Raw genomic sequence first — 13,269 nt, 5'->3', positions numbered from 1 at the left:
GTCGGTCATCGTCGAACGCGCCCGCGCGGCGGGCGTCGGCCGGCACGTGGACCTGTGAGCGCGGGGCCGGTGAGCGCGGGGCCCTTGAAGTGGGGTCAGCCGACCCACACCGTCTTGGCGTTGCAGAACGCGCGCAGGCCGTCCGCCGACAGCTCGCGGCCGTACCCGGACCGCTTCACCCCGCCGAACGGCAGCTCCGGGTACGAGGTCGTCTTGCCGTTGACGAAGACCTGCCCGGCGTCCAGCTCCCGGACGAACCGCTCCCGCTCGATGTCGTCCCGCGTCCAGGCGTTCGAGCCCAGCCCGAAGCCCGTCGCGTTGGCGACCTCCACCGCCTGCGACACCCCCCGCACCCGGAACAGCGACGCGACCGGCCCGAAGACCTCCTCGTGGTACATGCGCATCTCGGGCGTCACCCCGGACAGCACCGTCGGCGGGTAGTACCAGCCCGGCCCGTCCGGGCGCTCCCCGCCGCACAGCACCGCCGCGCCCTTCCCGACCGCGTCCGCGACGAGGGCCTCGACCTCGGCGCGCCCCTCCTCGCTGACGAGGGGGCCGACGTCGGTGGAGCCGTCCATCGGGTCGCCGACCTTCTGCGCGCGCATGTTCGCGACGAAGCGCTGCTCGAACTCGTCCGCGCAGCCGATGTCGACGATGAACCGCTTCGCCGAGATGCAGCTCTGCCCGTTGTTGAGGCACCGCGACTCCGCCGCCGTCCGCGCCGCCGCCTCGATGTCGGCGGACGGCATCACCACGAACGGGTCGCTGCCGCCGAGCTCCAGCACGGTCGGCTTGATCTCGTCCCCGGCGATGGAGGCGACCGACCGCCCGGCGGGCTCGCTGCCGGTCAGCGTCGCGGCCCTGACCCGCGGGTCGCGCAGCACCCGCTCCACCTTGGACGAGCCGATCAGCAGCGTCTGGAACGCGCCCTCGGGGAACCCGGCGCGGCGGAACAGGTCCTCCAGGAACAGCGCCGTCTGCGGGACGTTCGAGGAGTGCTTCAGCAGCCCCACGTTCCCCGCCATCAGCCCCGGCGCCGCGAACCTGACCACCTGCCAGAGCGGGAAGTTCCACGGCATGATCGCCAGCACCGGCCCGAGCGGCTGGTAGCGGACGTAGGCGTCGGACGCGCCCACGGCGCCCGGATCGGCGGGCCGCCGGTCGGCCAGGAACCCCGCCGCGTGCTCGGCGTAGAACCGGCACGCCGCGGCGCACTTGCGCGCCTCCGCCTCGGCGGCCTTCAGCGTCTTGCCCATCTCCGTCGTGAGCAGGGCGCCGATCTGCCCGGCCTCCCGGTCGAGGATGTCCGCCGCCGCGTTCATCCACTCCGCGCGCCGCTCCAGCGGGCTGCTGCGGTACGAGGCGAACGTGCCCGCCGCCCGCGCGACGCGCCGGTCGACCTCCTCGTCGGTCAGCGCGTCGAAGGTCTTCTCGACCTCGCCCGTCGCGGGATTGGTCGTGGCGATCGTCGTCATGTCGGGATGCTCCCTGAGTGTCCGGCCCGTCGACCGGGACGTGCCCGGGAGCCCCCGGAGGAAACGCCGGTCAGGCCGGGACGACGCACACCGGCGACGGGACGGCCAGCGGCGCCCCGACCGGCGCCGGGACGCCGTCCCCGCCGATCCGGAACGTCGTGACCGTGTCGCTCCGCTCGTTCGCGACGTACATCCAGGCGCCGTCCACGTGCAGGTCGCGCGGCCAGTGCCCGCCCGAGGGGACGTCGGCGACGGGCTCCAGGGCCGCGCCGCCGTCCAGCACCCGGTGCGCCGTCACCACGTCCGTGCCGCGCATGGAGGTGTAGACGTACCGGCCGCCGTCCCCGAGCTTGATCGCGGCGCCCTGGGCCGGGTCGCCCGCCGGGCCCGCCGTCGCCGGGGACTCCGCCGCGACCTCCAGCGCCGCGTACCCGTCCACCGGGCGCAGGACGAGGACCGCCGCGGCGAGCTCGGTGAGCACGTGCACGTACCCGCCCGGATGGACCACCAGGTGCCGCGGCCCGCACCCGGCCGGAAGCGGCGTCTCCCCGGCGAGCCGCAGGGCGCCGTTCTCGATCCGGAAGGAGCGGACGAGGTCGGCGCCGAGGTCGGTCGCCAGGACGGTCCCGTCCGGGGCGTGCGCGGTCATGTGGGCGTGCGGGCCCTCCTGGCGGTCGGCGCGCGGCCCGCCGCCGTGCCCCTCCGCGACGTCCGCGTCTCCGGCGAACCCGCCGTCCGGGGCCAGGGGATAGGCCCGGACCGTCCCGGAGCCGTAGTCGGCGGCCATCAGGTGCGCGCCGTCCGGGGTCACCGACACGTGGCAGGGCAGCGCCCCGGCCGGCCGGCGGCCGATCTCCCGCAGCCGCGCGCCGGCGATCTCGTAGGCCGCGACCCCGCCCGCGTCCTCCTCGCGGACCGCGTAGAGGACGTTCCCGCTCGGGTGCGCGGCCAGGTAGGAGGGGCACACCGCCTCGGCGGCGAGTTCCGGGGGCGACACGGCTCCGTCGGACCGCCGCGTCACCCGGTAGATCCCGGCGCCGCGCCCGGCCCCGCCGGTGTACGTGCCGATCCAGAACGCCCGCTCGCCCACCCTGTCCCACCCCGATCGTGATCCGTCCGCCCCGAAGCGGCCGAGGCGAGCCTAGCCCCGGCGGCGCCGGGGAGCCCGGCCGCCCGTTCCCCGGCGCGCCGCGGACCTGGGGAGACGTGATGAATCTCGCGCAGCCCGTGTCGGCGCCGGCCGCCGCCGGCGTCTGACGCGGGTCAGGGCGCGGGGCGCAGGAGGGCCTCCTGGGCGACCGAGACCAGGAGGGCCCCGTCCGCCGTGTGGAGCGTCCCCCGCGCGAGGCCGCGGGCGCCGTGGTTGGTGACCGGGGCGACCGAGTACAGCAGCCACCGGTCGACGCGCGCCGGGCGGTGGAACCACATCGCGTGGTCCAGCGTGACGGCGGTGACGAGGCGCCTCGGCGAGCCGGGCGCGCGGGCGCTGCTGACGACCGCCATGTCCGACAGGTAGGTGATGAGGCACGCGTGCAGGGCCGGGTCGTCGCCGACCGGCGCGGACGCCCGGATCCAGAACGGGTGGGCCAGCGGGAACTCGTCGCCGCCTGGCGGGTCCACCACCCGGATGTCGAAGCCGGCCGGGTGCTTGAAGAACGACGGGAGCACCGGCTCGGCCAGCCCCTCCGGGCCCGGCACGCCCGCGGGCGGGGCGACCTGCCAGTCGAAGCCGTCCTCCGGGTCGTGGAACGAGGCGATCAGCTCCAGGATCGGCTTGCCGCCCTGGCTCGCCGTGACGTGCCGGGTCGAGAACGAGCGGCCGTCGCGGGTCCGGGCCACGTCGAACACCAGCGGCTCGTCCGGCGAGCCCGGCCGGATGAAGTAGGCGTGCAGGGAGTGCGGCGGGCGCCCGCCGGCGGTCAGGCAGGCGGCGCGCAGGCTCTGCCCGGCGACCTGCCCGCCGAACAGCCGGGGCCGTCCGACCGAGGGCGAGGTGGCCTGGAAGGAGTCCTCGCCGAGCGGGGCCAGGTCGAACATCCGGGTGATGCCGTCGCTCATCGTGCTCCTTCAGCCTGCGCCGTCGCGGCGACCCTACTCGGGCGCCGGGCGGGCCCGGCCATCCGGGGCGGGCGCCTGCGCGCCCGGGGACGACCCTGATACGGTCACGCGCGGTCGACCTATGATCGCCGTGGGGACGGCGCCCGGGGGATTCGGCGCCCGCCCCGCGAGGAGATGAGAGAGGCAATGGCTGATATCACCGAGTCGCCCGAATGGTCCGCGCTGGCCGGGCACCACGCCGCGCTGGCCGGGCGGCACCTGCGCGACCTGTTCGCGGACGATCCGGGGCGCGTCGACCGCATGACGGTGACCGCGGGGGACCTCCACCTGGACTACTCCAAGCACCGCGCCACGAGCGAGACGCTGACGCTCCTCGTGGCGCTCGCCGAGCGGGCCGGGCTGCGCGCCCGGATCGAGGCCATGTTCACCGGGGAGCACATCAACGTCAGCGAGGACCGCGCCGTCCTGCACACCGCGCTGCGGCTCCCGCCCGGCGAGGCCCTCACCGTGGACGGGCAGGACGTCGCCGGCGACGTGCACGCCGTCCTGGACAAGATGGCCGACTTCGCCGGGCGCGTCCGCTCCGGGGAGTGGACCGGTTTCACCGGCAAGCGCATCACGACGGTCGTCAACATCGGCATCGGCGGCTCCGACCTCGGCCCCGCCATGGCCTACGAGGCCCTCCGCGACTTCGCCGGCGCGGGGATCTCCTGCCGGTTCGTCTCCAACATCGACCCGGCCGACATCGTCGGGAAGCTCGCGGGCCTCGACCCCGAGCAGACCCTGTTCGTCATCAGCTCCAAGACGTTCGGGACGCTGGAGACCCTGACCAACGCCAAGGCCGCGCGGCAGTGGCTCGTCGACGGGCTCGGCGACGGCGAGGCCGTGTCCCGGCACTTCGCCGCGGTGTCGACCAACGCCGAGCGGGTCGCCGAGTTCGGCATCGACACCGCCAACATGTTCGGCTTCTGGGACTGGGTCGGCGGACGCTACTCCTTCGACGGCGCCATCGGCCTGTCCCTGATGATCGCGATCGGCGGCGAGGCGTTCCGCGAGATGCTCGCCGGCTTCCGCGAGATCGACGAGCACTTCCGGCGGGCGCCGTTCGAGGCGAACATGCCCGTGCTCATGGGCCTGCTCGGCGTCTGGTACACCGACTTCTTCGGGGCGCAGACCCGCGCGGTGCTGCCCTACAGCCAGCGGCTGGCCCGCTTCCCCGCCTACCTCCAGCAGCTCACGATGGAGTCCAACGGCAAGTCGGTGCGGGCCGACGGCGCGCCCGTCGTCGCGCAGACCGGCGAGATCTTCTGGGGCGAGCCCGGCACCAACGGGCAGCACGCCTTCTACCAGCTGCTGCACCAGGGCACCCGGCTCGTCCCCGCCGACTTCATCGGCTTCGCCGAGCCGTTCGAGGAGCCCGCCGTCGACGGGCCGGCCGGCATGCACGACCTGCTCACCGCGAACATGCTCGCGCAGACCTCGGCGCTCGCGTTCGGCAAGACCGCCGAGGAGATCGCCGCCGAGGGCGCGCCCGCCGCGGTCGTCCCGCACAAGGTGATGCCGGGCAACCGGCCGACCAGCACGATCCTGGTCCCGAAGCTCACCCCGAAGACCCTCGGGTCGCTCGTCGCGCTCTACGAGCACATCGTGTTCGTCGAGGGGACGATCTGGGGCATCGACTCCTTCGACCAGTGGGGCGTCGAACTCGGCAAGGTCATGGCCATGGACCTCGTGCCCGCGCTCACCTCGCCGGAGCCGCCGGCGGGGACGCCGGACGCGTCCACGGCCGCGCTCGTCCGCCGGTACCGGGAGCTGCGCGGCCGGCGCGCCTGACCGCGGGGTCCCAGCGCATGCGAAGGGCCCGCCGGCGTTCCGGCGGGCCCTCGCGCCGGTCAGGCGCCGGCGGCGGGCAGCGGCCCGGCCCAGTCCTGGGACTCCATGACCGCGCGGAACTCCTCGTAGGAGATGAACCCGTCGAGGTTGCCGTCCGCCCGCTCGAACCTGTCCTGCGTCTCGGCGCGTGTCCAGGCGAGCCCGAGCTCGTCCAGCACGAGCGTGAACTCCATCAGGTCGAGCCTCTGGTCGCCGCCGAGGTCCGCGCGCGTGAACAGCGCGAGAAGGTCGTCCCCGGTCGGTCGTGTCGTCATCTCGCTCCTTCGGTCAGATGGTAGCCAAGCATCATCTCACAGGGAGCGAGCCCGCCCATATGCGAAACGCCGCAGGAAGAGCCCAGGTTTCCGGCTATTCATCCCCGGTCAGCTCGGGGACGCGGTGCCGGTAGCGCGCGAGCAGCGCGGCGTTCACCTCGTCGCCGCCGGGGACGTTCGCGCTCGTCCAGCGCGGCGGGTCGGCGCCCCGCGCCGCGGCGAGGTCGTCCAGGGCGGCCAGCACCCGCGACCACGCGTACGCGGCGAGGATCGTGGACGCCGCCGCGGTGCGCGGCGCCGCCGCCGGGTGCAGCACGTCGCCGGGCGGGACGCGCGTGTCCAGCACGATCTCGGCGTGGTCGGCCAGGGTCGTCTCGGTCCGCGCCGCCGCGCCCCGCGACGCCCGCGCCGAGGTCACCGCGATCACCGGCACGCCCAGCGCCCGGCACTCCGCCGCGACCTCGACGGGGTACGGGTTCCGGCCGCTGGTGGAGAACACCACCGCCACGTCGGGCGGGGCGGGCGCGGCCTTCCGGGCCACGGCCCGCCCGACCCCGGCCTCGCGCTCGACGCGGGTGCTGCGCACCGCGTCGCCGAGCGGGACGACGCCGGGGTCCCAGATCGGGCGGACGGCGGCGAGGCCCCCGGCCCGGTAGAACGTCTCGAACACCATCGCGAGCGAGTGCCCCGCCCCGGCGACGTGCACGATCCCGCCGGCCTCGACCGAGTCCAGGACCAGCGCGGCGGCCGCGTCGACCGCCTCGCCCGAAGTCGCGTCCAGGTCGTCCAGCAGCGTCCGCACCCGGGCGGGGAAACCCGCCGGCGGGCCGGGCGTCGGCGGCGCGGCGGCGGGGCGCGGATCGCCCGAGCCCGCGCCGCCGGGGTCCGCGCGGCGCCTCCCGGGGGACGCGGCGTCAGGCATCGGGCACGGCCTCCTTCAGGGTGCGGGCCAGGTCGTCCCGGCCGGACGCCGCGCGGAGCCGGTCGGCCAGGCCGCCGGACAGCGCGCGCGCCAGCCCGGACAGGACGCCGACGTGCGCGTCGGGGTCGGGCGTGCAGAAGGCGAGCAGCAGGTCGACCGGGTCGTTGTCGGGATGGCCGAACTCGACCGGCGCCGCCAGCCGGGTCACGCCGACGCCGACGGCAAGCCCGCCCTCCTCCGGGCGCGCGTGGACGAGCGCGAGGCCCTTGGTCAGCACGATGTACGGGCCGTTCTCCTCGACCACCCGGACGCACGCGTCCGGGTAGCCCGCGCCCGCCGCGCCCGCGTCGACCAGCGCGGAGGCCGCCGTCCGCACGGCCTCCCGCCAGCCGGGCGCGCGGGCGCCGTCGACCGCCGCGACGATCGTCATGAGAGCCAGCCCTGCGCGGTCAGCCGCTCCCTGAGCTGCGCTTCGAGGCCCTCCTTGTCGAGGAAGTCGCTGACGGTGATCACGACGGGCGCCAGGTCGGTGATCTCGCTCGTGTGCATGCCCTGGCCGATCACCACGTCGGGCGTCATCCCCCGCGCCGAGGACACGTCGGTGTTCTCCACCCGCGCGTCCACGCCGAGCGAGCGCAGCGCGTCCTCGGCGGTCATCTTCAGCATCAGGCTGGAGCCCATGCCGACCCCGCAGACCGCGAGGATCTCCAGTTGCCGGTCCAGTGCCATGTCGGTTCCTCTCCCTGTCAGCCGGCCGGGCCCTCGCCCGCCGGTCAGGCCTTCGCGGGCGCCGTGCCCTCGGGCGCGGCGTCCGCGCCGTCCGCGCCTTCGCCGCCCGCCGCCCGGCGCTTCTCGGCGCGGCCGAGCAGCAGCAGCGTCGCGACCATCGCGGCGAGCGCGGCGGCGGGCACGAGCCAGACCGCGTTGCCGCCGGCGACCGGCTCCACGGCCTTCAGCAGCCACGCGATCGCGTACCAGTCGGGGTCGGCGAGGGTGGCGAGCTCGGGCGCGGTCTTCTCGTACAGGTCCCAGGTGACGGCCTGCCCGACCGCGAGGATCAGCCCGGTGACCACGCCGCCGAGGACGGCGCCGCGCCAGCCCGCCACCACGTTGCCGAACAGCGCCGCGGCGCCGCCGACGAAGAACAGCATGATCATGGGCGGGGCCAGGGTGAACCAGCCGGCCGCCGCGAACACGCCCAGGCAGACCAGGAACACCGCGGTGGAGGAGACGAAGCCGACCATGACGGCGGTCGGCGCGACGGGGAACACGGTCGGCGCGTCCAGCGCGGGGCGGGTGCCGGGGATGACCCGGTCGCTGAAGCCCTTGAACGCCGGGACGATCTCGCCGAGGAACATCCGCACGCCGAACAGCAGGATCGCGATGCCGCCCGCGAACCGGAGGCCGACCAGGACGGCCCACACCCACGGGGACAGCTTGGCGTCCATCTCGGCCGCCGCCTTGGCCACCACGCCGTCGTCGGCGAGCGCGACCCCCACCAGCATGATCACGGTGATGATGAGCGCGGTGCTGACGTTGACGTCCTTGAAGAACGACAGCTGCCGGGGCAGCTTCAGCTTCTCGGTGTCGTGCTTCTCCCGGCTGCCGAGCGGGCGCGCCGCGTACCCCGTGATCAGGCAGGCGAGCGAGCTGGTGTGCGCGAACCCGAACCGGTCGTCCGGCATGACGCGGCGCATCAGCGGGCGCATCCACAGCGGCTGGACCGTCCAGTACGCGGTGACGAACCCGGCCCCGCACAGCACCAGCGTGAGCTGGTCGGCGTCCGGCGCGATCGTCACCAGCGACGCGACCGTCACCGTGCTGATCCAGAACATGAGGTGCCCGGTCAGGTACAGGTAGCGGGCCGCCGGGAACAGCCGGACGACGAGCACGTGCACGAGGAACGCGACCGTGATGACGAGCGCGACCGTGCCGCCCTGCTGGGTGAGGAAGTCGGCCAGGGTGTTGTCGGCCGTCGGGGGCGCGGTGTCCATCGCGCTGGCGAGGACGGTCTGGAAGCTGGTCAGCCCGCCGGTGAACACCTCCACGCCGATGAACAGGATGACGACGCCGATCGTGGCGCGCAGCGCGCCGGCGAAGACGTCCTCGAACCTCTTCCGCTGGAGGATCAGCCCGAGCAGGGTGATGAGGCCGATGAGGATGGGGACCTGGCCGAACACGTTGTCGGCCAGGAAGGTGAGGATGTCCTTGATGACGTCCATGGCGAAGTCGCCTCACTTCCCAGGGGGATGGTCGTGGGGGGCGGTCAGTGGGTCGGTGGTCGCAGGTCGAGTTCCAGGCGGTACCGGTCGCCGCGGTAGACGGACCGGACGTACTCCACGGGCCGGCCGCCCGCGTCCCGGGTGATCCGCTCGAACAGGAACGCCGGCGTGTGCACCGGCACCCCCAGCTCGGCGGCCTCCTCGGCGGTGGTGACGGTCGGCTCGATCGTCTCGGTGCCCGAGGCGATCACGACGCCGCCGCCGCGGAGCAGGTCGTAGAACGACCGCCCCTCCAGGTCGTGCCGCCGCAGGCCGGGCAGCAGCGCCCGCGGCAGGTAGAGGGTCTCGATGGCCATGCTGGTCTCGTCGGCCAGCCGGAGCCGGCGAATGGTAAATACCTCTTCCTCGGGCGGGAGGGCGAGCCGTCTGCCGATCCGCGCCCCCGCGGTCTCGGTGCGGAACGACAGGACCCGGCCGCCCGGCTTCATCCCGCGCCGGATCATGTCCTCGGTGAACGACGTCATGGTCAGCGACACCGCGATCCGGGGTTCGGCCACGTAGGTGCCGCTGCCGTGCCGCCGGTCGAGCAGCCCCTCGGCGACGAGGCCGTCGATGGCCTGGCGCAGCGTCGGCCGGGAGACGCCGAACTCCGCGGCGAGCCGGCGCTCGGACGGCAGGACGTCCCCCGTGTCCAGGCCGTCCAGCATCGAGAGCAGCTCGCGGCGCACCGCCTGCCGTTTCGTGCTCCCGGACGGGGCCTCACCGGCGGATGGCACGCCGTTCACCTCCCAGAGTGTGGTTCCTGTGGTTGCACACCGTATGTCCGATTGTGGTGACTGGTCAATACCACTTTGGCGATGTTTGCCGTGGTGACGGCCGGGCGGCCCGGCCTACGGTCGCGCCATGAGGAATCTCGCCCGCGGCGCCCTGGCGATGGCGCTGCCCCTGGTCCTGCCCGCGGCCCTCTGCGCGGTCCCGGCCCACGCGGCCGGCGGCGCGGGCGCCGGTCCGCCCGGCGCCCGCGACGGGTGGCGGCTGGTCGCCGCCGAACCGTTCGACCGGCGCCTGGACGACGCGAAGACGCCGTGGCGGGCGGACGGCGACGGCCCTTCCAGCCCCTACGACGTCGACGTCTACGACAACGACGGCGCCTACTTCGACACGGTGGGCGGGCCGGCGTTCCGTACGCAGCTCGCCCGGATGAAGACCTACCGGAAGTCGTTCGCCTTCGGCCGGCAGGGCTGGCTGACCGCCGAGCTCGCCGCCCGGGACGCGGACGGCGACGGCCGGCCGGACGATCCGCCGTCGCTCACGTCCGCCGGGGGCGTCGCGCGGCTGGACGAGCCGGCCCACCAGGCGGGCGTCGTCATCCGCTCCACCCGCGACCTGCCCGCCGAGTACCGCGTGGAGACGACCCTGCGCGGCCTCGACTTCGGCGGGCGGCGCGACGGCCTGTGGGACTACCCGGACGGGCGGATCAACGGCTACTCGCCCGAGGGCTGCAAGACCAACTTCCCGTGGGCGTCCGGCGGCGACTTCGCCCGGCCGGAGTGCGAGTGGGCCGACGTCCGCACCGACTCCAACGGCTTCTACTACATGTCGATCATGGACTACCGGCGGGTGGCGCCGCACAACAACGTCTTCGTCCACGGCCACCGGAAGGTCGCCATGGACGGCTACAACCGGTACGAGTACACCGGCGGGGGCCTGCTGTACTGCAACCCGGCGACCGGCGAGTACGAGCCGTACGCGGCGGGGACGGGCAACGGCGTCAACGCGATCTTCATGACCGACGACCGCAGGTACGCGGCCATGCCGGGCACCGAGTACCTGATGGAGAGCGAGTGCGGGCTCCGCAAGGGCGGCGCGATCGTCTCGACCGTCGACCTGCGGCCCGAGCTGCTGCCGCGGGAGCCCTACACGTTCGCGGTCGAGCGGCGCGGCGGCGCGTACACGATGGAGATGTCGGGCGTCTTCGCGCACGCCGGCCGGGCGACCTTCCGGTACACGCGCGCGTTCGTCCAGGACGGCGAGCCCATCTGGCACTACAACCAGCGGCCGGACGAGTACGACGGCCGGTTCGACGCCGACTGGACCTGGACGGGGCCGGGCGGCACCCTGGTCGACCGCGGCACCTGGCCCGCCGGCTCCGCCTACCCCGACCGGTTCATGATCGGCGACCCGCACATGAACTTCTACGAGGGGAGGGCGCAGGTGGACGACATCCGGTTGTACGTTCCGAGGTAGGCAAGGAGAACGTCGGAGGCGCGCGTTAGGGTCCGCAGGAACCTGCCGGCCGCGCCACGGGGGGCCTCGTGACACAGCAGACCGCGACGGGCCGGGCGCCCGAGCCGTCCCTCGCCGACCCCTGCGCGGAGCGGGAGCCGGCGGGGCGGCGGCTGCGCGCCGGCGGGGACGGCCCGGGGCTGGACGTGTTCCTGTCCGGCCAGGTCTTCATGGACATGATCTTCACCGGGCTGCCGGGGCTGCCGCCGCCCGGCACCGAGATCGTCACCGACGGGCTCGGCTCGGCGCCCGGCGGCGTCGCCAACATCGCGGTCGCGATGAGCCGGCTCGGCCTGCGGGTCGGGCTGGCGGCGCCGTTCGGCGACGACATGTTCGGCGCCTACCTGTGGCGCACCCTCGCCGAGCAGGAGGGCGTCGACCTCGCCCTGTCCCGGCGGGTGCGCGGCTGGTCGACGCCCGTCACCGTGTCGATGGCCTACGACTCCGACCGCGCGATGGTGACGTTCGTCAAGCCCGCCCCGTCCCCGCTGGACGACCTGGGCGGGCCGCCGCCGGCCGCGCGGGCGTGCTTCGTCGACGTCGACCGCCCGGTGCCGCCGTGGGCGGCCGCGATGCGCGCGCGGGGGTCGCTCGTGTTCGGCGACCTCGGCTGGGACCAGACCGGCGCCTGGCCGGCGGAGGTCCTCGACCGCCTCGCGCACGTGGACGTCTTCCTGCCGAACGCGGCCGAGGCGATGGCCTACACCCGCGCCGGCACCCCGGCGGAGGCCGCCGAGGCGCTCGCCGGGCGGGTGCCGGTGGTCGTGGTGAAGCGCGGCGGCGACGGCGCCATCGCGATCGACTCGCGGACGGGGGAGCGGGCCGAGGTCGGCGCCCTGCCGGTGGAGGCCCTCGACCCGACGGGCGCGGGCGACGTGTTCGCCGCCGGGTTCGTGTTCGGCACGCTCGCCGGGCTGCCGCTCGCCGAGCGGCTCCGGTTCGCGAACCTGTGCGCCGGGCTGTCGGTGCGGCACCGCAGCGGCTCCCTCGGCTCGCCCTGCTGGGGGGAGATCGCCGCGTTCGGCGAGTCGGCGGAGCTCCCCGAGGAGGTGCTGGCCGAGTACGCGTTCGTGATCCCCTTCATCCCGGACGCGGCCGGCGACTCGGTCGTCCGCGCCGAGCCGACGCTGCGCGGGCGGCACCAGCCGTACTAGCCGCGGCCGGCGCGGTACTCCTGCGGGCTGACGCCGCGCTCGCGCTTGAACGCGGTGCTCAGCGCGAACGCGGTGCCGTAGCCGACCTGGCGCGCGACGGCGTCCAGCGTCGCGTCGCTCTCGCGCAGCAGGTCGGCGGCCTGCGCGAGCCGGACGCCGGTCAGGTACGCCATGGGCGGCTCGCCGATCAGCTTCGTGAACCGCTGCGCGAGCGCGGCGCGGGACACCCCGACCCCGGCGGCCAGGTCCGCGACCGTCCAGGGGTGGGCCAGGTCGTTGTGCAGCAGGCGCAGCGCGGGCCCGGCGACGGCGTCGCCGTGGGCGCGGTACCAGCCGGGCGCCTCGGCGTCCGGCCGGGAGAACCAGGCGCGCAGCGTCGCGATCAGCAGCAGGTCGAGGAGCCGGTCGAGGACGACGTCCTGGCCGGGCTCGTCCTTGCCGATCTCCTCGCCCAGCACGTCGACGAGCGGCGACTTCCAGGTGCCGGCGCGGACGATCGCGATCGGCGGCAGCGCGGACAGCAGCCGCCGGGTGACGGCGCCGCGCATCTGGTAGGTGCCGATCAGCATGACCGACGTCCCGCCGGGGTCGTTGCCCCAGGCGCGGACGCCGAGGTCCATCGCGTCGGACAGGCTCGTCCCGTCCGGCGTGGTGCAGCGCTGGCCCGGGTGGATGACGACCTGCGGTGCGGTCGCCGGGTCGTCGCTGACCGTGTAGTGGTCGGGCCCCCGGAAGACGACCATGTCGCCGGGGCGGGCGCGCTGCGGCTCCCCCTCGTCGGGGATCAGCCACGCGTCGTCGCCGACCATGGAGAGCAGCGTCAGCGGCGCCTCGTCCTGGATGCGGACCGACCAGGGCGGGGTGAGGGTCGAGCGGAGCAGGAACGCGCCCCGGGCGCGCGGCCCGTCGAGGAGGTCGGTGAGGGCGTCCATGCGGCAAGCCTAGACGCTCGCGTATGGGGTCGAGCTTCTCGACGATGGTCGCCGGGAACGCCCGCCGGTTGAC

Annotated in this window: 13 protein-coding genes; 3 read left to right on the top strand and 10 right to left on the bottom strand. The window is 74.6% G+C overall.

Annotation, left to right across the window (positions count from 1 at the left end; translation table 11 throughout):
- Positions 1-95 precede the first annotated feature (95 nt).
- The 3 genes from ACA511_RS30215 to ACA511_RS30205 form a co-directional block, all read right to left on the bottom strand.
- Positions 96-1,475 (bottom strand): NADP-dependent succinic semialdehyde dehydrogenase, encoded by a 1,380-nt coding sequence (locus tag ACA511_RS30215; RefSeq protein ID WP_375028045.1) that lies wholly within the window; start codon positions 1,473-1,475, stop codon positions 96-98.
- A gap of 70 nt (positions 1,476-1,545) precedes the next feature.
- Positions 1,546-2,565, bottom strand: coding sequence for a lactonase family protein (locus tag ACA511_RS30210; protein ID WP_375028044.1), 1,020 nt, complete (start codon positions 2,563-2,565; stop codon positions 1,546-1,548).
- 173 nt (positions 2,566-2,738) lie between these two features.
- On the bottom strand, positions 2,739-3,533 hold the full coding sequence (locus tag ACA511_RS30205; protein WP_375028043.1) for an acyl-CoA thioesterase: 795 nt from the start codon (positions 3,531-3,533) through the stop codon (positions 2,739-2,741).
- 186 nt (positions 3,534-3,719) lie between these two features.
- On the opposite strand from ACA511_RS30205, the gene pgi reads away from it, so the two are divergent.
- Positions 3,720-5,366 (top strand): glucose-6-phosphate isomerase, encoded by a 1,647-nt coding sequence (gene pgi / locus ACA511_RS30200; protein ID WP_375028042.1) that lies wholly within the window; start codon positions 3,720-3,722, stop codon positions 5,364-5,366.
- Between the two features lie 59 nt (positions 5,367-5,425).
- Here pgi and ACA511_RS30195 read toward each other — a convergent pair whose 3' ends face one another.
- The 6 genes from ACA511_RS30195 to ACA511_RS30170 form a co-directional block, all read right to left on the bottom strand.
- Positions 5,426-5,680, bottom strand: coding sequence for an EF-hand domain-containing protein (locus tag ACA511_RS30195; protein WP_375028041.1), 255 nt, complete (start codon positions 5,678-5,680; stop codon positions 5,426-5,428).
- A 94-nt stretch (positions 5,681-5,774) separates the two neighbouring features.
- A complete protein-coding gene (locus tag ACA511_RS30190) occupies positions 5,775-6,602 on the bottom strand; it encodes a sugar isomerase domain-containing protein (RefSeq protein WP_375028039.1) in 828 nt (275 codons plus the stop codon).
- Complete coding sequence (locus tag ACA511_RS30185; protein WP_375028038.1) at positions 6,595-7,032, bottom strand: PTS sugar transporter subunit IIA; 438 nt, start codon at positions 7,030-7,032, stop codon at positions 6,595-6,597. Before ACA511_RS30185 ends, ACA511_RS30190 begins: the two co-directional genes overlap by 8 nt.
- Positions 7,029-7,331: a PTS sugar transporter subunit IIB gene (locus tag ACA511_RS30180; protein WP_375028037.1), complete on the bottom strand. Its 303-nt coding sequence runs from the start codon at positions 7,329-7,331 to the stop codon at positions 7,029-7,031. Before ACA511_RS30180 ends, ACA511_RS30185 begins: the two co-directional genes overlap by 4 nt.
- Positions 7,332-7,375: 44 nt before the next feature.
- Positions 7,376-8,824 carry a PTS ascorbate transporter subunit IIC gene (locus ACA511_RS30175; RefSeq protein ID WP_375028036.1) on the bottom strand — a complete coding sequence of 483 codons (1,449 nt, stop codon included), beginning with the start codon at positions 8,822-8,824 and terminating at the stop codon, positions 7,376-7,378.
- A 44-nt stretch (positions 8,825-8,868) separates the two neighbouring features.
- The gene (locus tag ACA511_RS30170; protein WP_375028035.1) at positions 8,869-9,609 is read right to left on the bottom strand and encodes a GntR family transcriptional regulator; all 741 of its coding nucleotides are present in this window, start codon (positions 9,607-9,609) and stop codon (positions 8,869-8,871) included.
- Positions 9,610-9,727: 118 nt separating this feature from the next.
- Between ACA511_RS30170 and ACA511_RS30165 the strand changes: the two genes are divergently transcribed.
- Positions 9,728-11,071, top strand: coding sequence for a hypothetical protein (locus tag ACA511_RS30165; protein WP_375028034.1), 1,344 nt, complete (start codon positions 9,728-9,730; stop codon positions 11,069-11,071).
- Between the two features lie 68 nt (positions 11,072-11,139).
- Positions 11,140-12,264, top strand: a complete 1,125-nt coding sequence (locus ACA511_RS30160) for a carbohydrate kinase family protein (protein WP_375028033.1) — start codon at positions 11,140-11,142, stop codon at positions 12,262-12,264.
- On the opposite strand, the gene ACA511_RS30155 is transcribed toward ACA511_RS30160, so the two are convergent.
- Positions 12,261-13,196 (bottom strand): AraC family transcriptional regulator, encoded by a 936-nt coding sequence (locus ACA511_RS30155; RefSeq protein WP_375028032.1) that lies wholly within the window; start codon positions 13,194-13,196, stop codon positions 12,261-12,263. The two genes, ACA511_RS30160 and ACA511_RS30155, sit on opposite strands and share 4 nt — an antisense overlap.
- Between the last annotated feature and the right edge of the window lie 73 nt (positions 13,197-13,269).

Origin of the sequence: Actinomadura sp. GTD37, from assembly GCF_041951365.1 — a bacterium.
Taxonomy (GTDB): domain Bacteria; phylum Actinomycetota; class Actinomycetes; order Streptosporangiales; family Streptosporangiaceae; genus Spirillospora.
This window is presented reverse-complemented; position numbering and strand designations above follow the sequence as displayed.

Bases quoted from the DNA above. Each gene is read 5' to 3' on its own strand.
- ACA511_RS30215 (WP_375028045.1), bottom strand. From the start codon at position 1,475: ATGACGACGATCGCCACGACCAATCCCGCGACGGGCGAGGTCGAGAAG.
- ACA511_RS30205 (WP_375028043.1), bottom strand. From the start codon at position 3,533: ATGAGCGACGGCATCACCCGGATGTTCGACCTGGCCCCGCTCGGCGAG.
- pgi (WP_375028042.1), top strand. From the start codon at position 3,720: ATGGCTGATATCACCGAGTCGCCCGAATGGTCCGCGCTGGCCGGGCAC.
- ACA511_RS30195 (WP_375028041.1), bottom strand. From the start codon at position 5,680: ATGACGACACGACCGACCGGGGACGACCTTCTCGCGCTGTTCACGCGC.
- ACA511_RS30190 (WP_375028039.1), bottom strand. From the start codon at position 6,602: ATGCCTGACGCCGCGTCCCCCGGGAGGCGCCGCGCGGACCCCGGCGGC.
- ACA511_RS30185 (WP_375028038.1), bottom strand. From the start codon at position 7,032: ATGACGATCGTCGCGGCGGTCGACGGCGCCCGCGCGCCCGGCTGGCGG.
- ACA511_RS30180 (WP_375028037.1), bottom strand. From the start codon at position 7,331: ATGGCACTGGACCGGCAACTGGAGATCCTCGCGGTCTGCGGGGTCGGC.
- ACA511_RS30175 (WP_375028036.1), bottom strand. From the start codon at position 8,824: ATGGACGTCATCAAGGACATCCTCACCTTCCTGGCCGACAACGTGTTC.
- ACA511_RS30165 (WP_375028034.1), top strand. From the start codon at position 9,728: ATGAGGAATCTCGCCCGCGGCGCCCTGGCGATGGCGCTGCCCCTGGTC.
- ACA511_RS30155 (WP_375028032.1), bottom strand. From the start codon at position 13,196: ATGGACGCCCTCACCGACCTCCTCGACGGGCCGCGCGCCCGGGGCGCG.